This window comes from Mobilitalea sibirica, from assembly GCF_015999265.1.
In the GTDB taxonomy this organism is placed as follows: Bacteria; Bacillota; Clostridia; order Lachnospirales; family Lachnospiraceae; genus Mobilitalea; species Mobilitalea sibirica.
In genome coordinates this window covers 154,807-175,924 of sequence record NZ_JAEAGR010000002.1, presented here as the reverse complement: position 1 = coordinate 175,924, position 21,118 = coordinate 154,807, and the positions used below count along the sequence as shown (strand labels likewise).

General features: G+C 37.2%; 13 protein-coding genes. 3 read left to right on the top strand and 10 right to left on the bottom strand.

Going from position 1 to position 21,118, the window contains the following annotated elements; all coding sequences use genetic code 11:
* Positions 1-141 precede the first annotated feature (141 nt).
* On the top strand, positions 142-1,677 hold the full coding sequence (locus I5677_RS02665; RefSeq protein ID WP_197660024.1) for a MutS-related protein: 1,536 nt from the start codon (positions 142-144) through the stop codon (positions 1,675-1,677).
* Positions 1,668-3,218, top strand: a complete 1,551-nt coding sequence (locus I5677_RS02660) for a MutS-related protein (protein ID WP_197660023.1) — start codon at positions 1,668-1,670, stop codon at positions 3,216-3,218. The genes I5677_RS02665 and I5677_RS02660 overlap by 10 nt, the downstream gene beginning before the upstream one ends.
* Before the next feature lie 495 nt (positions 3,219-3,713).
* Here I5677_RS02660 and I5677_RS02655 read toward each other — a convergent pair whose 3' ends face one another.
* The gene (locus I5677_RS02655) at positions 3,714-5,195 is read right to left on the bottom strand and encodes a S1C family serine protease (RefSeq protein ID WP_197660022.1); all 1,482 of its coding nucleotides are present in this window, start codon (positions 5,193-5,195) and stop codon (positions 3,714-3,716) included.
* A 116-nt stretch (positions 5,196-5,311) separates the two neighbouring features.
* A complete protein-coding gene (gene pheA, locus I5677_RS02650; RefSeq protein WP_197660021.1) occupies positions 5,312-6,448 on the bottom strand; it encodes a prephenate dehydratase in 1,137 nt (378 codons plus the stop codon).
* A 263-nt stretch (positions 6,449-6,711) separates the two neighbouring features.
* On the opposite strand from pheA, the gene I5677_RS02645 reads away from it, so the two are divergent.
* Positions 6,712-7,740: a DUF5050 domain-containing protein gene (locus I5677_RS02645; protein WP_197660020.1), complete on the top strand. Its 1,029-nt coding sequence runs from the start codon at positions 6,712-6,714 to the stop codon at positions 7,738-7,740.
* A 200-nt stretch (positions 7,741-7,940) separates the two neighbouring features.
* Here I5677_RS02645 and I5677_RS02640 read toward each other — a convergent pair whose 3' ends face one another.
* From I5677_RS02640 to I5677_RS02605, 8 genes are all read right to left on the bottom strand, one after another.
* Positions 7,941-9,431: a bifunctional folylpolyglutamate synthase/dihydrofolate synthase gene (locus I5677_RS02640; RefSeq protein ID WP_197660019.1), complete on the bottom strand. Its 1,491-nt coding sequence runs from the start codon at positions 9,429-9,431 to the stop codon at positions 7,941-7,943.
* A gap of 55 nt (positions 9,432-9,486) precedes the next feature.
* Positions 9,487-10,695 carry a class I SAM-dependent rRNA methyltransferase gene (locus I5677_RS02635; protein WP_197660018.1) on the bottom strand — a complete coding sequence of 403 codons (1,209 nt, stop codon included), beginning with the start codon at positions 10,693-10,695 and terminating at the stop codon, positions 9,487-9,489.
* 25 nt (positions 10,696-10,720) lie between these two features.
* Positions 10,721-11,170, bottom strand: coding sequence for a GtrA family protein (locus tag I5677_RS02630; protein WP_197660017.1), 450 nt, complete (start codon positions 11,168-11,170; stop codon positions 10,721-10,723).
* Positions 11,171-11,359: 189 nt separating this feature from the next.
* Entirely contained in the window at positions 11,360-16,204 is a 4,845-nt protein-coding gene (locus tag I5677_RS02625; protein ID WP_197660016.1) for a DUF5057 domain-containing protein, read from the bottom strand.
* A gap of 143 nt (positions 16,205-16,347) precedes the next feature.
* Positions 16,348-16,851, bottom strand: a complete 504-nt coding sequence (locus I5677_RS02620; RefSeq protein WP_197660015.1) for a prepilin-type N-terminal cleavage/methylation domain-containing protein — start codon at positions 16,849-16,851, stop codon at positions 16,348-16,350.
* Positions 16,852-16,865: 14 nt separating this feature from the next.
* A complete protein-coding gene (locus tag I5677_RS02615; protein ID WP_197660014.1) occupies positions 16,866-17,378 on the bottom strand; it encodes a prepilin-type N-terminal cleavage/methylation domain-containing protein in 513 nt (170 codons plus the stop codon).
* A 22-nt stretch (positions 17,379-17,400) separates the two neighbouring features.
* Positions 17,401-19,749: a bactofilin family protein gene (locus I5677_RS02610; protein WP_197660013.1), complete on the bottom strand. Its 2,349-nt coding sequence runs from the start codon at positions 19,747-19,749 to the stop codon at positions 17,401-17,403.
* Positions 19,750-19,768: 19 nt separating this feature from the next.
* Positions 19,769-21,109 carry a type IV pilus modification PilV family protein gene (locus I5677_RS02605; RefSeq protein ID WP_197660012.1) on the bottom strand — a complete coding sequence of 447 codons (1,341 nt, stop codon included), beginning with the start codon at positions 21,107-21,109 and terminating at the stop codon, positions 19,769-19,771.
* Positions 21,110-21,118: the final 9 nt, after the last annotated feature.

Here is a 21,118-nt window from a genome sequence, read left to right as displayed (position 1 = left end):
ATATTCATAGACAGGAAGGATTCGTGCCTGTATGAAAATACAGACATTTTCTTGATTTACTAATAATTAACATTCAATGATTGCCAATATTTACAAAATAGAGTAAACTATTCATAATATTGTACAACGGAGGTAAATTACATGGTATTTCAAAGTATACTTGGGTATCATAAACTGTCTGAGATTGAACCGGATAAAGTAAGAATGCCAAAATACTTTTATGATCTTAATCTGGACCAGATCGTACAGGATATATTGGATGAACAGAAGGTTTATGATCTACGCAGATTTTACTTTTTTGGAGCAGAGCGGGAAAATGATATCAATTATCGCTTAAGTGTCCTAAAAGATATGGACAATGAAACGATATTTAAAAGTGTAAATAATTTCTGTATTATCATGAGGAAATCCAAGGAATATCTGAATAACATAAATCATACAGATCATGATATTCAGAAGCAAAAGTGGAATTTGGATGCAGCCTTCGCTTATATCAACAATGTCGTAACGCTTCATAAGGAACTGGAACAGATTAAGTTTATCTCCGAGGGCTTTCAATTGTTTCATCAATGGCTTACATCCTACATAAATAGTGAGGAATTTCTGTTATTACAAAAAGAAACCCGCCAGCTTATAAATCAATTTGAAGAGATGAAATTCCATATTCAGATAAAGAGAGACAAAATTATTATTAATGAGGGGTATCTGGAGGATGATTATTGCAAGCAGTTACAGGATACCTTTCGGGAAGAATCCGAACAAAAGCATTTTTATCAGAATAACCCCTTCAGCAGTGTCATGTTGTCAGCCTTAGAAACAGCTATATTGGATGTTCTTAAAAAGAACTATAAACATACCTTTGAGGCCCTAGATTTTTACGACAAGACTCACCATGATTTCATCCATCCTATTCTTGAAACCTTTGAATTAGAGGTTCAATTCTATATAGCCTTTTGTTCGTACCGAAATAAAATGTTGGAGATGAACTTTCATTTTTGTTACCCGCAGCTTCATAAAGATGGATATCTTAATATAACAGAAGGATACGATCTGGCATTAGCTAAGAAAAATGCATTGTTAAAGAAAGAGGTAATTTTTAACGACTGCTATTTTAACCCCGGAGAGCAATTTTATGTAATAACCGGTCCTAACCAAGGGGGGAAGACAACCTTTGCCAGAGCTTTGGGACAAATTGTATTTTTCACGTCCCTAGGTCTTATGGTACCGAGCCGATCTGCTACTCTACCGTTTTTTGATGGAATCTATACACATTTTGCAGTTGAAGAGAATATGGATACCGGTGCCGGTAAGCTAAAAGAAGAGCTGCTTCGCTTAAGAGAGTTAATGGGTAGTGCATCAAATAACAGCTTTATCATAATTAACGAAATCTTTACCTCTGCCACCTCCTACGATGCCCATATCATGGGAAGAAAAGCACTGAATTATTTTATGGATAGGAACTGTTTTGGAATCTATGTAACCCATATCTATGAGCTTACGAAAAACGATGAACGAATTGTCAGTCTGGTGGCATCACTTCTTTCAAAAGACAGCAATATCCGCACTTTTAAAATTGCACGTAGGCCTGCGGACGGAAAAAGCTATGCCAATACAATTGTTGAAAAACATCATATGACATATCGGGAGATAAAGGAGCGGATAAAAAGATGCATGTAAGATTACTATATGAAGATTGTGAGAACCTACCAAGAAATGCCTTGTTGAATAGAAGCGAGATAATTCAGGATTTAAATCTGGATATAATATTTAAATTCATGGCGAGAAATGATAAATTCATCTATAATACAGTCCGTTCTGTTATAACTAACTGTGCCACGGACATAAATACTGTACTTTATCGACAGGCTATTCTTACAGATTGTATAAAAAACTATAATTGTTTTTCAGAAATGTATGAGATGACCTCAAAAGCTTTTGAAGAAATCGAACTATACAAAGAATCGGTTAAAAAAGTTTCAGTGCTTAAACTGACCAACTCCCAAAATGTACTTTTTTCACTTGAAATTCTAGGGATCTTAGTTAGAAATCTTGAAAAATTTAAGATGTATGTCGATTCTATTGAGACAAATTTGACCTCACCGGGAATGAGAGCCTTCTATGACCGCCTAATCAGTGATTACAATTATGAATTTGTTGAAAAAATCAAGTCCTCTCTTGGAGAGATGAATTTTTTAATCGAGGGTGGCGAAATCACCTTCAGCGGTACCATCGGTCAGGGACTTAAAGCCAAAGATATTATCGTTAACCACTTGAAAAAACTTGAGTTTAGAAGAAGAAAACCCTTAAGTGTTGCTTCCATAATGTATTATAAGCTTTTTAAGCGCAGTGTAGTGCTTTTGGATGATTCCAGAATCTCCAACGATGTGCGGGAAATGGAAGCAGCCGGGCTATCCCATATCTTAAAAATGTATCAAAACTTTATTAAAGAATTAACCACCTTTTTTGAAAATTTGCATTACCAACTGTCATTTTATGTTGGTGCAGCGAATCTTCAAAACCGCCTCACCCAGATGAATATTCCTACCAGTATGCCAAAAGTTGTAAAAAGAGAGATGGGAATCTTTCGTTTCCGAGGACTTTATGATCTTAGTATGGCAATCTATCAAAGGCACAGACCGGTAAGTAATGATCTGGATACGCAGGATTTACATCTATTTATCATAACCGGAGCAAACCAGGGAGGAAAATCTACTTATCTTCGCAGTATCGGCATCGCACAGATTTTAATGCAAAGCGGAATGTTTGTCCCGGCTGAGTATTATTGTAATTGTATCTATGACGGTATATTCACCCACTTCACCAGAAGAGAGGATACTGCAATGAATAGCGGTAAGCTGGATGAGGAGCTTAATCGAATTAGTCGTATACTGGACAATATTACGCCGAATTCCATGCTATTACTGAACGAATCCTTTGCAACTACCACAGAACGGGAGGGTTCTCAGATTGCATCCGATGTTGTCAACGCCCTTTATGAGAATGGAACGAATGTACTGATGGTAACCCACTTATTCGAATTCACCAAAGCAATGTATGAGAAAAGGCCTGAAAAGTCCATGTTCTTAAGCGCTGAACGGCTTGCAGACGGTACCAGAACATTCCGTATCATAGAGAAAGAACCGGAACGGACCAGCTACGGGTTAGATCTTTATAAAGATATTATAGGGGAATATGATAGTAATGATATAGCGAACTGATCTACAGTAATTATATTATGAGTTGAATTACAGTTATGATATTATAAGTTTAACTTGCAGATGTAAATGAAAAGTATGATATCATCAGTTTCTAGGTAACTATAGGATCCTCTGGCATGATGATTTATCCTGGCTTCGTATGTTTTCGTTATAATGCACTAATCGCTTTTTCTGATGGTAAAGCAGAGCCAAACACTCCTCACTTCGCTCGTCAAACAGTGCGCTTTTTTGACTCTAAACCATCATCAAAAGTAATAAGTACATTTAATAACGAAGCATAAGGCGCCATGCTAAAAACATCTTGCCAGATGCTCCATATTAACATTAAGAGTGCTGATGATATCATACTTTTCATTGTTACATATTGACAGCTTTGATCTAATAATAGTATTTGGTTCTATGAAACACTTGAGGCTGTTACATTCTTAATATGTTGGGAGTATTGTTTTATTCCCTACATATTAAGGCAACAGCCTCTTTAATGTTAACTATCTTTTATTCCTCTGGTCTTTCTCCGAGAATAACGGTCAGCTCTTTCTCCTCATAGCTGCCATTAATAAATTCATTAACGATAAGCTTTAACTCGTCTCCTGCTCTGGTATAGGACAATATGTTGAGTAAGTCTTCTACGGTTTCTATTTTAATATCATCTGCTTCAACTATAATATGTCCTGCCTTCAAACCGGCGTTATCTGCCGGTGAATTCGGAATAACTTCATTGATATAGACACCAATCGGCATATTAAATCGTAGAGCAAATTCTTCTGTTACATTCTGTGCTGCGTTTTTGTTAATCCCAAGATAACCTTGCTCTGCTACTTCCTGTAGTTCTCTGTTCATCAGCTTATTAATCATAGGAACAGCTTCTGATATCGGGATTGAATAGCCCATACCTTCTACCTCATAGGAGGCATATTTTACAGAATTAATTCCGATCACTTCACCGGCCGTATTAATCAATGCCCCTCCGCTATTACCAGGATTAATTGCTGCATCTGTCTGTAAAAGCTTCATTTTAATATTATCTATGTTAATCTCACGGTTTATGGCACTGATATACCCGACTGTAACGGATTGACCGTATCCTAGGGCATTACCGATTGCAATTGCCATTTCACCGGCTTTTACTTCATCGGAATCACCCAATGCCGCAACCTTAATCGTATTTATCGTATCCTTTGACAAATCATCCAAATCAACTTCAACCACGGCAAGATCCGATCTTGGCTCTGCTCCTTTTACTTTTGCATTAGCAGTGCTGTCATCAACAAATACAATTTCTACTGTATCAGCACCTTCAATTACATGGTTATTCGTAACAATTAAAACCTTAGAATCGCTTTGGCCAATGATAATTCCCGAACCGCTTCCTTCCACCGGCTGATTAAATTGCCTTCCAAAGAAATCTCTTCCGGTAATTGTTGCAGATGAATTGATTGCTACGATGGATGGCATTACCTTATCAACAATATCAGAAACGTCAGAGATAATACCATCTTCTATGGCATTCGTTTGAGCGATAGGGATATCAATAACTTCGGAGTCATCCTCTTGTTCTAATAAAAGCTCACTTTCATCTCTAACACTTTCCTTCACGGTTACATCATTATCTTCCTCAACAACTTCATCTTTAGACTTAATAAAATAATTATATCCTTGAAAAACAGCTCCTGTTATGATACCGAACAGGATTGCCGCTACAGTAAATTTCACAATTTTAACAAAAGCTCCTTTTTTCTTTATCTTCTTTTCATCCAAACCGTGGGATGAATATTCACTGTAAGAAGGATAGCTGCTTTGATTACTTATATAATTACCGTTATTACCATAAGTATAGTAATTAGTATTTCTATGGTTGTCAGAATTTCCGGCTAGCTTCTGATCATGATTGGAATAATGAATTCCGATTGTATTTGGATTATTGTTAAAACCTTGATTGTTTTGCTCGTTCTCTTTATTATGATTTAACTCATTCATTGCACAATCTCCTTTCACACGATGTTTGAATTTTCTTATTATGAATAAGTCTAACAGGAAATTATGTTTACTTTGTGATTAGATTTTGAAGAAAATATGAAAATATACGAACATTATTATCTTACCGGGAGAAAACTGCCAAGTATTTTCATCTCGATTGCCTCCTCCTGAATACAATGAAGCGCATTCTTAACTGCAGGATGCTCCATACTACCTTCAATATCAACAAAGAAGCGGTATTTAAATGCCTTTCCTGCAATCGGTCTGGATTCAATCCTTGTCATATTAATCTTATTATAAATAAAATGGGAAAGCATATGATACAACGCACCGCTCTTATGAGGTAATTCAAAACAAATACTGGTTCTTTCAGCTTTATTATAATATATTTTTTTATTCGATATTACGATAAATCTGGTTGAATTCGTTTCGTCGTTATGGATGGAGGCTTTTAATAGACTTAATCCGAAGTTCTCTCCAGCTCTCCTACTGGCAATTGCAGCTTGAGAAATATCACCGTCTTCTAGGACTTTTCTGGCGCAACTAGCCGTAGAGCCGCCTTCTACCTGTTTCATCATGGAATGTTGTTTCAAAAATCCGGAGCATTGCAATAACCCCTGACGATGGGAATATACCGTCTTAATATCAGAGATCTTAGCTCCCGGTAGACCCCATAAATTATGCTCTATCTTAATCACATGCTCACCAACAATATAATTATCATATTCTGCCAGCAGATCAAAGATATCGGATAAGGTTCCCGTGGAGGAATTTTCAATCGGTAACACTCCAAACTCAGCCTTACCTTCCTTTACCTCCTGCATTACATCTCCAAAGGTAGCCATAGGAATTCCCATTACTTCAGTCTTGAAATATTCCATCATAGCCTGTTCCGTATAAGAACCCTTCTCTCCATAAAACACTACCCTTGTATCCTGATCAGCCTCAATAGAATTCAATGCAGTAAACCCCAAACTAAAAGAAGAATAAAGCATTGTATATTGTAATCTACGGCTCATGGACATAATCTGTGTAAACAAATCTGCAATTGCAATCTGATTAAATTCATTCGTTGTCATGTTTTTAATGGATGCTATCTTTTCTTCTTCTCTGACCGGATCATATACTGGCAGACCAACACTGCTTTTATATTCCGCAATGTCCTCCGCCAGCTGCATTCTGTACTCAAATAATTCTAAAAGCTTACGATCCACTTCATCAATTTTTTTCCTGCTTTCTTGTAAATCCACCATTTATTTATTTTCCTCCATACGGTATGCTAACAGCTACTTTGCCTTTAGCTGAATTAATATCTATCCTGTTCGAGACAAAATATTATTATTGTAGTAGCTTTGTTAAAAATCCGGACATATTTACCATAACTACATATCTTTGTGACCCATTATACTATTACTCTTACACGGATGCAACCGAAAGAGTTATCTTATTATTGCATAATCTTTTCTGTCGATATATAATAAATTTAATACTATGACACAGATATTCGGAGGTTTTTATGTTTCAATCAGTTAAGAAAGTATTAAGTTTTTTAGTCATTATTACTATCCTTGCGATTGTTGGTATCTTTTTTTATACTCATAATCGGACCTTTTATAATGATGAGGAGTTAATTGGAAACACCTCCGGTAATATCTATAATGGCGGCCTTTTTGCTGAGATAAACGGTAAGATTTATTTTAGTAATGACAACGACGACGGCAGTCTCTATTCCATGAACTCTGATTGTTCCAGTGTTAAGAAAGTTCATGATGATAAAGCTGCTTATATTAATGTGGATGATAATTATATCTATTATGTCCGGGCAAATAACACCAGAGAGAATAATCCGGGTCATATTTTTACCTTTAATAACACAGGAGTATATCGTATCAACCAGAATGGTAAAAACATTAAAGTAATTTCCAATAATCCGGGTAGTTATCTTACCTTAAATGGAAACTACGTGTATTATCAGAATTACGACGTAGAGAACGGTTTATTCCTTTATCGTAGTAAAATAGACGGTGAAATGAAACGGCTTTTATTAGAGGAAGCGGTTGTACCTGCCGGTGTTATGAATAATAAACTGTATTATACCGGATTCACAAAGGATCATAACATCAACACCTTGGATTTATCCAGTTTTACGGAAAATACATATGTTTCAGGTAATTTTGCTTTTCCTATTTTCCAAGGCCAATATATCTATTACATGGATTTATCCAATAACTATACAATTAACAGAATGAACTTAGATGGAAGTAATCCTACTGTTCTGGTTCAGGAACGTTGTTCTACTTATAATATAACCAATACCGGTAAATATCTTTATTATCAGATTGATGAGATGGAAAACAGTAAAATCTGCAGACTAAACCTTCAAACTATGGAGACAGAAGTTTTACTGGAAGGTTATTATAAGCAGATCCACGTAACAGAAAACTATGTGTTTTTTAAAGAATTTGAAAATACCCGTACCTTCGTTCTATCGGCAGACGGAAGCTCTAAACTGGGAACCTTTGATCCACCTGTTTTAAGTAAATAGTAATTAAACTCCTCTACCCATACCATAATCCCAAGGTAAACACATCTCGCATAAATGAGCATTTTATATAAGTGATAACAAGATGAATCGACAAGTAGCTTTACTTGTCAAGTTAAAAGACTATTATATTCCATACTGACAGCATACTGGCAGGTAAGGATTATAACAGTCTTTCTTTATATCATAAAATTCATATATACTCACATTGATTTACTTTGTTCTTTATTGTTTGTACATCTATTATTTTCATTTAATGCCACTACAAAATCCTTAAGAAACGATAACGAACCAAAAGCTACAATCACATCATTTTTTTTCGCCTCGGTAAGTGCTAACATAACTGCTTTATTGGTATCATTACCATCAATCACCCTGCTACAGAAAGCTTGTACCTCCTTAGCCAACTGTGAGGAGGATAAGGCTCTTGGGTTATCCGGTGTCAGGGTTATAATTGTATCCGCAAGGGGAGCCGTAATCCTGATAATACTTTTATAATCCTTATCCGCCAATACTCCCATAATAAATATAATACGTTTTCCATAAAAATAAGTTTCAATGGAACTTCGAAGTGTAATTGCCGCCCCCTCATTATGAGCTCCATCCATTATGATATATGGAGTTTTACTTATGATTTCAAATCGTCCGCTCCATCTGGTATGATATAGACCTGACCTGATAGCCTCTTCGCCAATCCTATATCCCTGCTCCTCTATTGTCTTAACTGCCCGTATTGCTAATAATGCATTCTTAACCTGATGCTGACCCAAAAGTCTGATTTTATACTGCTTTTCTTCTTCATCAGCTTGATGTAAAAATTTAGTTTCATCCATGGAATAATTGATTTCACTAACTTCATGCATACCTGAGATAATAAATCGGGAGCCGCTTTCCTCTGCCTTTTTCTTTATTACATTAACTACCTCCGGCTCCTGTTCACAGGTTATAACCGGTCTTCCCTTCTTTATAATTCCCGCTTTCTCCTTAGCAATCTGAGCCAAGGTATCTCCCAGATATTGCATATGATCAAAGCTTATGGAGGTAATGACGCTGCATATGGGCCTTGTAATTACATTGGTTGCATCCAGTCTTCCGCCAAGACCAACCTCCAGCACTACAAAGTCCACCTGCATCCACGAAAGATATAGAAAGGTCATAGCTGTTTCGATTTCGAAGGTGGTAGGATGTGCATAACCCTCCTGTACCATAGCATTACAAGCTGTTTTAATCTTATCAATTGAATCACTAACACCCTGTTTTGAGATATATTCTATATCAATCGAATCGTTTGAGTTATTCATAGTCAAAGGAGACACACTATTGAAATCACTTACCATATAATCATCTTGTAAGTGACTATTCCCATCGAAACATGCTTGTTTCATATCATCACTTCTATTAATCGATACCTCTTTAGATAAATCTTTCTTTGGAGAAGAGATTATAATCCTTTCTCGATAGGAAAAAACCGCCGGTGATATATATCTACCCACGCGATACCCTGCCATAGTAAGTATCGTTGCTATGAAACCAGCTACTGATCCCTTACCGTTCGTCCCAGCAATATGAACGATGTTTAGCTTTTCCTGAGGATTGTCTAGCCTTCGTAACAACTCTGTTATGGTTTCCAGTCCCAACTTACTTCCATACTGACTGGATTCGTCTATATACTTTCTTGCCTCTTCATAGGTCATAAACATACTCCTAAACATCCCTCTACTCTATGAGTAATTAAAGAAAAATTATATATTACTTATCGTTGATTACTTGAAAAATAAAAAACTTTAAATAATAGGACTCCTCTGCTGCCCATAAAATCGGGTGATCCGGTGACTGGGTACGGTATTCCACCTGACGTATCCGTTTTCTTACATTCTTTGCAGCCTGTCCAATGGTTTCTGAGAATAAATCCGGAGTCATAAAATGCGAACAGGAACAGGTCGCAAGATATCCCCCATCCTTCACCAGCTTCATTGCCCTTAAGTTAATCTCACGATATCCCTTGATTGCATTCTTAACTGAATTACGGGATTTCGTAAAGGCAGGCGGATCCAAGATTACAACATCGAATTTTTCACCCTTTTTCTCAAGCTCCGGTAACAAGTCAAATACATCCGCACAGATAAACTTCACCGTATTACTTAAGCCATTTAAGACTGCATTCTCGGTTGCTTGGGCAACACCTAATTCAGAAGCATCTACCCCAATCACTTCCTTAGCATCACAGATACCTGCATTTAAAGCAAAAGAACCTGTATGGGTAAAACAATCCAGTACTCTTTTACCTTTGCATAACTTAGCAATCGCTGCGCGATTGTATTTTTGATCAAGAAAAAAACCGGTTTTTTGGCCTTCGGCCACATCCACCAGGTATTTCACTCCATTTTCAATAATTTCAACCTTGGTATCAAATTCTTCACCAATAAAACCCTTAATCCGGTCCATTCCCTCATTAATTCGGACTTTGGCATCACTTCTTTCATAGATACCTCTGATTTTGATTCCGTCCTCTGCTAAAACCTTTAGAAGAATATCTAAGATATCCATTTTCATTCGATCAATTCCCAAAGCAAGGGACTGAACGACTAACACATCAGAGAATTTATCAACAACAAGCCCCGGCAGAAAATCCGCTTCACCAAATATAATACGGCAGCTGGAAGTATCTACGGTGACTTTTCTGTACTCCCATGCGTCCCTTACCCGCATGGTAAGAAACTCCTGATCTATCTCCTGTCCTTTCATTCTTGACATCATACGAACCGTGATTTTAGAGTTGGTATTAATAAATCCGCATCCTAAATAATAGTCATCAAAATCATGCACAGATACCAGATCACCGTTTTGATAATCCCCAAGGATTTTATCTATTTCATTATCAAAAATCCACAGACCACCGCCCTTTAAGCTTCGCCCTTCGCCTTTTTTTATCTTTACGATTGCTTTTTCTTTAATCATTAATGCAATTCCTCCACTCTGCCAGTCAGTTATGTGATTTTCTTTTTTTATTAAAAATATAAAACTTACTAAAAATATAGTTAATAACGATTACTATTACAGATAAAGCTGCCTTTACAATCCATCGGTAGATTCCTAGTTTCTCTATGAATATATAGATACCCATCTGTTCTATACCCAGAGTAACTAATCTTGCTCCAAAGAATTTCGACACCTTAACGAGCTCATCTTTTAGCACTTCACTCTTTGAATGAAACACATTTCTCTTATTAACAATATAAGCAAAGGTTACTGCAATTACCCATGCAAAACCATTGGCAATTAGATTGGATTTTAACAGCCGAAAAAACAGTTCATAGCTTACAAAGTTGACAAATGTCGTTAGTACACCCACTATGCCGTAAGTAATTGTTTCTCTGTTGATTACCTTCCCTGCCAAATCTTTTATCTTATGATACCCTTTTACTTTGTTCATTAAGCCTCCCGAACCCTGATTTTACAGTAAAACTCCTATATAATTTAGGTTCTAATCCTTTTGTAAACTTCCACTTAGTTAAAACAAACAGATAACCTGCTTTATATCTCTCCTTAATAGTAATGTTTAACATTAAGATTAAAGAAGAAATCCCTATGTGATCATTTTACTTTATCTTATAAATAATAATCAGTCAAGCGGGAATAAACTACGTCTCAGTAAGATAACGGTTGCACTGCCGTTGTATCCATAGGTGATATCTTCAGCCGTTATTGTGATTTCTCTACTGTTCTTATCTCTCATTAATGTTAAAGGCAGATAAAGTTTATACAAGCCACTGTCCGTCGGTAAAATTAATGGTTGTTCTATTCCATCTACTAACTTATTAACCGTAACATCATCGGCACCGCCATCCATTAGATTCTCTCCCTCTGCAGTTATACTTATATTAACAGCGGGCATAGCGATATCCTTTTCAACCTTAAATATCACCTCCTGCATACCCTCAAGAGATATATCATCCTCCGAAAAATCAATATCCACATAGATATACTGAGCCGAAGAATTTGAAATCGGGACAGGGTCTTCAATGGTAACAACGGGAGGGCTGATATATTTTAATATCACCTCACATGATGCATTGTTGGATTGTAAATTAGTTACCTCTATTGTGAGTGTATTCTCACCGTCTAACTGCGTGGCAGGAATTTTAACTGCATAAGTGCCATTGTTCACTTTATTATTTATAATATCAATCGGATCTCCTAAGGTACCGGATACATCCACCTCATAAACAATCTGATGCCAATCACTGACAAATCCCGTATCAAAGGTTAAATCCAGCTCCATGACGGAAGAACTCTCCGCAATCTCAAAGGTAAGGATAAATTCCTCCTCTGCTAGATCGGTCGGTCTTATGGTAATCACTTTATTCGTTCCCTCTACCACCGGTACCGGGTTGGTAATTGTAATCACAGGCGGACTGGATATCACCCTGTCAGAGGCTTTATATGCTGTAATGATTGTATTAATAAATAGCTTGATTTCTTCCTCATTGCCGGCTACATCCGATGCTGCCAAGTTAATTCCCGAATAAAAGCATAACCCATTACTGAATAGATAATAATTGTTTTTTACATCGTTTGGTGAGGAGCTATAGGTTCCATGATACAGCTCGGAGTTAGTTCCTCCTAATCCAAATATTTCTTTTACAACAGGGCTTCGGGAATCGGATAAGGAATACCACCCGATTAACATCCTGTTTTGTGACTTATTAAAATCAACCGTAACATCATTCGAATAATGATTAGTAGCAATACGAATCGCTTTATTAATCTGATAAGGATATCTGGTGATACTTCCTTCATTTGTTTTTGTAAGATAGTTTGTGGTATATGCATTGTCTCTTTCGAGGTTACTACTGTTATCTCCTATCATATTACGATAAATGTATAACTGATTATCAAGCCATTCCCAAAGCCAATAGTTGTTGGAATTTCTACGGTTTAAATAGTTATAGGTACGGCTACTTAAAAAACTGGTCTGAGTACCACTGTAATAGGAAGCCTGTCTATCATAGCCCAAGACATTTTTCGTGAAGATAACCGGAAGCCCATTGGCTATCTCGTCTTTTAAGTTAGTCAAAGCTACATTGTTACTTGGTATGGATGTATTGGGGTTATCTAGGATAACCAAATGATATGGCAGTAATCTACTGGTTCCGGACAAATCACCAGAGTTATAAGCCGGTTTATTCGGATCATTAGCATACGTAACATACTCTGCTACGGTCATGGACTCTATATGCAGATTATAATCATTTAAGGTTCCTTCCCCACCGTATTGATTCATCAGGCTGGATGTATCATTCATCTTAGTTTCCAGATTATACGTTGAATTATTATCTCTGATATGAAGAATATATAAATCTTCCTTATTGGTGTTCGTGGCATAACCTGTCACAGCTCCCCGTATCTCTGAATTATTCTGCCTTGTAACAATCAACTTCCATTGATAAACTCCATTTAAATCGGACATATCATACTGATAGGAATAGACTCGACTGTTACTCTCTCGTAATCCTTCCCAAAGCGAACCATCACCGGACACAACAGATAATTGTTCTGTTGCTTCGTCAAAGACACCATCCATATTTTTATCTACATAAAGATAAGCATTATAAGTATTTGGACTTATATTAGCATTTTTTGGTAGTATCTTGAATTTTATTGACAATAAATCCGTATTGGGATCAACATATATATAACTTTCATCTGTATCCTCAGCTAAAATAGGCTCAATCAAGCTTATTCTGGGACGTATAATATTTAGTGCATAACTTAACCTGTTGTTAAAGGTTCTTTTTATCGACGTATTCGTACTATAAAAGTCAGCCGTATTTAAGAAATTCGGATAGGATGAGTTATTTCTATACTGAGTTATAAAAGCATAAATGTCTGTATTCGTCCTTATATTTGTTCTCTGATACAGATTTGCATCCAGTACCATTGGATAACCGGCTGTAAGAAATTCAGATAACTCCTCCACTTTTTGAGAGGTAAGATCATTTCCTTGAAATCGTTCTGTGGTTACATTCCATACATTTGATAAATCATTTAATATGGCTATGGTATCACCGTCATTATAATAGATATAAGGATCTAACCCTCCATCATTATAAATAACACGACCATATCTATCATAATTGTATCTTCCGGCACCGCTTCCCATATAAATCATATCATAACGGGCATTGATATCTTCAATACTGCTGTTAAATTGGATACTGGTCATATTAACAATCTGTACATTATGCTCCGATAAAATGGTACGGATGGCTTCCTCGGAGGCAGTAAAATCCGCTGTAGGCTGAATGTTCAGAACTCGCTTATAGGTTCTTAGATTACTGCCGTCCGTCCCATCATCTGCCGGATTATCAACCGTATCATCCGAGGTTTCTTCCTCTACTCCCTCCACATCGCTACCATCCGGATAAGAGATGCCTCCAACTTCTTCAAATCCTGTACCGTTATTGGTAATAACATTCACTATGTCCGTAAGACGAAATGACGTAACCGGTGTACCATCCGGATTAAGAGAACTTAGGTGATCACTGGCATCATCACGAGAATCGTCAGGTAAATTAATCGGTTCTAAAAACTTGCTTGTGAATATATCCTGTCCATTTAAAGTGAGTACATTGTCTGTTAAATCCGTCGTTGTTGCCAACATATTGGCATTATATATTCCATTGGCATATAGGTCTGTAAATGCAACCATCTCACCATTTTCATTCAATCCGTAAGGCAGGAACGTATTTTCATTCCAGTAAAGTGCAGCATTGGAACCGGCTGAATAGGAACTGTTTGGCCGTCTAAAACTTCCGGTACTTCCGGTACGATTTACATTCGTATTTACTGTCCTATTGGTTATGCGGTTCGCAGTACTTGTCGTATCCGGGTTCATAAAGGAATTATAAAAATCTATCATATTCCTTTGGTAAACCATAATATAAAGTTTCGCCACATTACAGGAGGTACCATTATCACTGCCGCCATATCCCACATTGATATTACGCCTCAATAACGAATCATATTCTCCACTACCGTTAATAGCCTGTGAATAGAAAGTAGAATCAATAATTAGCGATGCTTTATAACTTCCAATACCTGCAATTCTGCGAAAGATTTTATCGACACTGGTCCAGCTTAAATCATTTACAGCAAAATTCAAATTGTCCACCATAGAGTTTTGATTATCGGAATATTTTTGGTTGTAAGGCAGACTTTGCCCCTCGTGGCTATAGTTTTCATATAACCATATATAAGCCCAGTTATGATTGTAATTGGCGTTAATATAGAACAAATTTGCCTCATCTATGTAATGCTGATTTTCCGGTAGATTTAATTCATTCGGAGTTATGGTAATAACCCTAACAGGATAATCCTGGGCATAATTTGCCTGGATACCAAGGCTATGACGCTTAAACCATTCATTGTTGACTAGTTGAACATTATAAGTATACTGATAGGGCTGGTATATCCTTTGCCCTTTGACCCAGATCCTACCATCCTCTTCAAAAAAATTTGTAGGCTTTGATAATGCCGTATCATCCTGAACCCAGCGATAATAACCATTCCAGTACTGTTCATAAGTAAAGGTCATTCCATTGGTATTCACTCTATAATTACCACCGGACTGTAAGATATAGTTTATATTAGCATAAGAATAGTCCCCGGAGTTATCATCTACAATTTGATAATCAGCCGCCATAAAATAAGATCCGCTACCGGAGCTTGTAAATAATACATCATACTTACCTGCCCCTTTATTAAGAATAAATCTCTGGGTATCAGGATTATAATCGTAATTACCGGTATGATTTACATTTTCAGTAACACTATAAGGCTTATAACGAATTGAAGTACTATAAAGAGGGATCTCGGTATCATCCTGATGAATAAAATATGCCTGCACATTTTTATAATTTAACGGGTTATATACATTTTCATAGACATTCGCAAGAGTAATATTGCTTGGCAATACCGCTTTATGGGTACCGGTACCATCATCTACTTTCTCATAGATGGTTTGATTGGTATTTAATCTATATAGTTCCGGTCCGGAACCGTTAACATATTCAAAGTAACCGTTCTGTGTAACATAGGTTCTGGCCCGAAACCATCCGGTTTCCGGATTACCGGAGGCCGGCATCGCACTCTCTTCATAGGACGGGTAAACTGTAATAGCGCCACCTAGGAAATTCAGTTGTCCCGATGCACTATTCATTGTCATCAGTTCCTGATCTATCGGTTCTTGACCGCCGATTAAGTAACCAATCTCCCCCATCCCTTTATAGGGAACTATTTCAACTACGGTAAAACCGTTAAACTCCCCTGTACCATCGTCACCTTCTGACCATTCTGCTTCATCTGCTGCTTGTATATTATAGGAGTTGTCCAAGAAGCTGGGCATAAAAAATGAAATTGTCATAATAATTCCAATTAATAGAATACCCTTAATTTTATTCTTCATGGTAACACCTCCTCATTTACCAATTAATATTCCTAATCCCTGTATTTTCAATCTTGTAATAAGATTATTTCTAAGTGATTTCTAATAAATCTACTAACTAACTTAGTTTAATAATCTGAAAACTATTTTTTATTCAGATGTCTTTAATTGGCATTTCTAAGTTTCACTTTTTTACTGATTACATGTTCCTCATTACCTAAGGATAATTGTAGATTTATCGTAATCATTTTACCATTGATGCTGCTAACCATAGTAAGACTCTCAACATACTCCGCCATAAAGTGCTCCTGCATATTCGGTGCTATTGTCTCCGCATCTGATCTTGTTGTCGTTTGCACCAGATAAATTCGTCTTTCACCGTTATTAAAAATGATAGAATAATACTCGTTATCATTATACCTAAAAATAAATCTTTCCTCTGTCAGAGATATTGGGGTGAATGATTTAGCCTCCATGGCAATATTACTTAATTGATTGATGGTTGTTTGAGCCTCCAGTTGAAGATTAACCTCATCACTGGTACGACGAAAGGTTTGGGTGGAACCTTTGATAAAAAACATAATCAAGGATAGGACAATTGCAGCGATAGCCATAGCTATAATCAACTCAATTAAAGATGTTCCTTTATTGTTTTTACATAAGTGCAATTCCTATCACCTCGTTAATCAATGTAATGTCTTCCCGTTACTTCCACTAACCGAATTGAATATGACCTTCCTGCAGAAGAAATTCCTATCTGCGTTACCTTATCATGGCTTCTGTTTTCTCTAATACCTCCGCTTTCCTTAAGAAAGCTCACCTCCAGATTCACCTCTTCACCATCTAGGGTCAAGTTTTTTACAGAATATTTAGTCGGATCATTCTTTTTATAAAATGTGATTTCTCCCCGAACAAGATCCAATTTTTCACTTCTTACCACTGTTCCATCCGCTGTTTCCACTATGAGATAATAATCTTTGTCATTTCCTTTTTTTATTATCATATAGTATATTTTGTTTTTCGTCATATTCTCAACCTGGACATAGTCAAGAAAGGCGCTAATTCGACCGGTTGAGCTTTTAGCCGTTCCCAGCCCCAGAATTCTTGCACCAAATATCGATGCTCCGCCAAGTACTCCGATGATTATCATAACAACAAGCAATTCAATTAAAGTTATGCCCCGATTGTCCTTCATGAATGATCTAATCCTTTCACACTTAGTTCTTACGCCAATTTTCATAGTAAATCATGTTAGAAAGGTCTACTAAATTATCTGCCGGTAAAGTTTCGGAATAATTAAATTTCACCTTCATATTACTGAAGAATTTATTCAGTATTTCACCCTCCGTATCGAAAATCGGTTTAAGATAAGTCTCAATTAATGCTTCATCTGCCGTAAGTCTGCAACTCGAGCTTAGACGGATCTCTCCTGCTGCTACCAGACGTCCGATGACTTCTACATTCGTCTGCACATCAATATTTCCATCGCCGGTACCGGTTTCTCCGGTAGAAATCACCATACCATGAATTGTAGCATTCTCTGATACTATAATATCACCGGTGGCTACCAATATACCCTTCATGATTGAGGAATCCGTGATAGTAACATCACCTTCTACCATAAGAAAGGTCTGCTTGTCCGGATCTGAATTGATATAATTATAATTCCCAACCTGATATTCAAACAGAGTACTGTTCCAGTTAGCCGCATTCGCAATAATCTGGTTTACACTACCAGCCTTAATAAAATAATCGAAAATCAAATCCGAATCATAACTGCCTGCTTCATCTAGGGTAAGAAATTTATTCATTTTTGCATAAAGTTCCGGTAGATCGCCTACAGTTACCGGCGGTAATCCCGAATTGGTATATATCGGATTCGTTAAGTTAATTCCTTTGATGTGTTGATCTAAAGTTGTATCATCCGGATAAGTGGTATGATCTTCACTTAGACCGGAGGTTAATTTAACCAAGTCTGTACTATCATACGTCATGAGGTTACCAACACTCTGTATTTTGTCTACCGTTGGAATTCTCACATTGCCCAGAGTAAACGGATTCATGCTGTCAAGCAAAGGAGAATCGGCGAATAATCTTGTGTAATCGTCTGCCTGCTTCCCGCTGGCAAAATTCAGATAATAATATCGAAGGGTTGATGCCCCCGCCCCTGTTCCTGCCTGCATAGCAGCGATCTTATAGGGTTTCGATGCAGCAACATAATTCATAAAAGGAATGTCCGAATCGGTAAAATCTACGTTAGGCAAACCATAGGCATCTACATCCGCTTTCGTTACCGGGTTATGAAGTATCAGCGGAATATGTCTTCCCGGAATCAGGTAAATTCTTTGATTACTTTTAAATGCTAGGGATTCTCCGGTTAAGATGTCAGAATCCTTGTTATTCTCTTTATCTTCAACCGATACGTTAGCCCGACCTGCCAAGATAAGTGAATTAAGTCCTGACAAATCCATGGAAGATCCCGATCCGTTTATCATAATCGCACTGCCTTCGGATGTAAAAGACCCTGTGTATCCGATATATGCACCGCTGGGGAAGCTGACATCACTATTTTTTCCCTCCAACGCAAGGTCGTCTTTAATGATACTAATCGCGTTAATCTCCATACTGGTTGGTAATGTGGAGGCAGGATTATAATCATGGGTCGTAACAGTCACAAGATTGTCAGCCCATAGAATCGGTTTGTCCACGCTGCTTATATCACCAATTTTTAAATGTGCTGTATCAACAACTCTGATATCTCCTTTGGTAACAATATTGTCTCCATAGATCTCAACCGAGTGACCACGGGTTCTGTTGCTATGAATTGTGATCCCATCTTTACCTGCATAGATACTGCCATTAATGATTGTCTGATTAGAATTATTTACTGAACTGATACCTCCATCGGCAACCAAAACATAATCTCGAAACGGCCTATCTTCCATACTGTATGTAATAATCTCCGTACCGTCTTCAAAAGTAAATTCCGGTATAACAATCTTAATATCCGATGTAATGGAGGTCTTATAGTCGTCCTTCTCATACTCGACCCGGATATCTTTGATCACTACCGATCTTTCTGTTCCACTGATTAAGCTATATAGAGAATCTATATTAAGAGATAATCCACCGGTTATAGATAGGTAGTCTGAGAAACTCTCCAATACAGGTGGAACTGAACTTGCGCTAAGTATCTGTGAATCTGTCATGGATCCGGTATCCCCAAAACTTTTTATAACTCTGGCAGCAACCATATCCTGCATCACTGCGTTTCTATCATTTTGGCTTAAATTAACATAAGAGGCATAATCCACCAATACCACCTGTTCATAAACCTCTCGGATTTTTTCAATCGTGACCTCTTGAATTCCTGTCCTAATTTCCTCTATGGCTATTTCCGCCTTATAAAAATTTGCTTTGGATTTACTCTCCACAATCTTCATCTGCAGATTAGTCATAGTAACCGATAACATCATGGAACCAAGAATTCCTATGAATGCCAGACAGATAATAACAGTAAGCAGAGTGGAACCCTCATTATTAAGTTTGAATCCCTGTTTTCTCAAGCTGCTTACCTCCTCTGATTTATTTCTCTCTGGTAGATTGTAACCTATAAAGCTCTCGTTGATACTTGTTCATCGGTTCGCCATCCTCATATGGATAAATGCTTATTGTTACATCATAGATACGGTCTTTCTTTTCTGATTTCATCATATCCGGGGTAATATCTCCCATTCCCATAGGAGTACCGGCAATCACAGACTCCGCTAATAAATTGCCGGTAATTGGATCGGAGAATTGCTCATTATCGATATATACCTCTACTGCATCATCCGCTAGTTGATTTATTTTAATACCCTTACCTAAGGGGATTGCCATGACATTTTGCCGAGCCACAAAAAAATGCAGCGAATCTCCTCCCGGATTACCTAGCTCTATGACATCCTCCTTTGATGCCTGAAAATCGGACGGAGTATAGAATAAATAAATGTTTTGCAAGGATGTCTCTGCATAGGATTTTGTACAAATCGGGTAATTAATAACCGTATCCAATCCTGTCGTACTAATCGGCCATTCGCATTGATAATTAATTTGATAATCGATTACATCATCACTGACAGATATCTTCATCGTCTTTGTGATATAGGTTTTAATGATAGTTTCCTTACAGTAATCTTCATAGGTCGGATCATTTATGTCAAAGGATGGAATCGGCAATGGAGTGGGGAGAGGACTGCCTTCCATTTCGGCAATTTCCCGTTCTTCATCCCATAAAAGCTTAGCATCAAGATACGCCTGATACACCGTCTCTTTCCACAGTTTATATGCATAATCCCGTCCTAAAGCTACGAAAGCCGCAAGAGCATTCGCATCAACCGTATCTGTCTCCGATACCCCGGTGGAGAACAAAAAACCGTTCGCCTTCTCATCAAGATTAATCACATCTGGCATCGAAAAATTGTTCATAGTATCTGCCGCATTCTTATAGGTCTGGGGATTCATCTTAATAAAAGCATCATAAGCAGTACCACCTACTTTAATATCATGAATTGCAAAATAGTAAGTTGACTGCTCATATAATGGAATGTCTGATTTATTATATCCCCCTGGTACCTCTTCTAGCTGGACTGCTTCCCCTATGGATAAACTTCCCGGTATTTCCGTTAGCATACTAAAGCCTCCATTAAACTGGGCTATGGTTTCATCCATAGTTAAGTCTTTTAACCCCTCCATAATACTGGCTGCAAGATTACTCTGAACCTGATATGCCTCTGCTTTTTTGTTCATTATCATAGACCGGAAGAAATTATTCATTAAAGGTACCATGATAATGACTAAAACCACAATACTGATCAACAATTCGACCAGGGAGAAGCCTTTATTATTCATTTTCAGTGGTTTCTTGTGTATCCTAGATTTCTCCATATATTACCT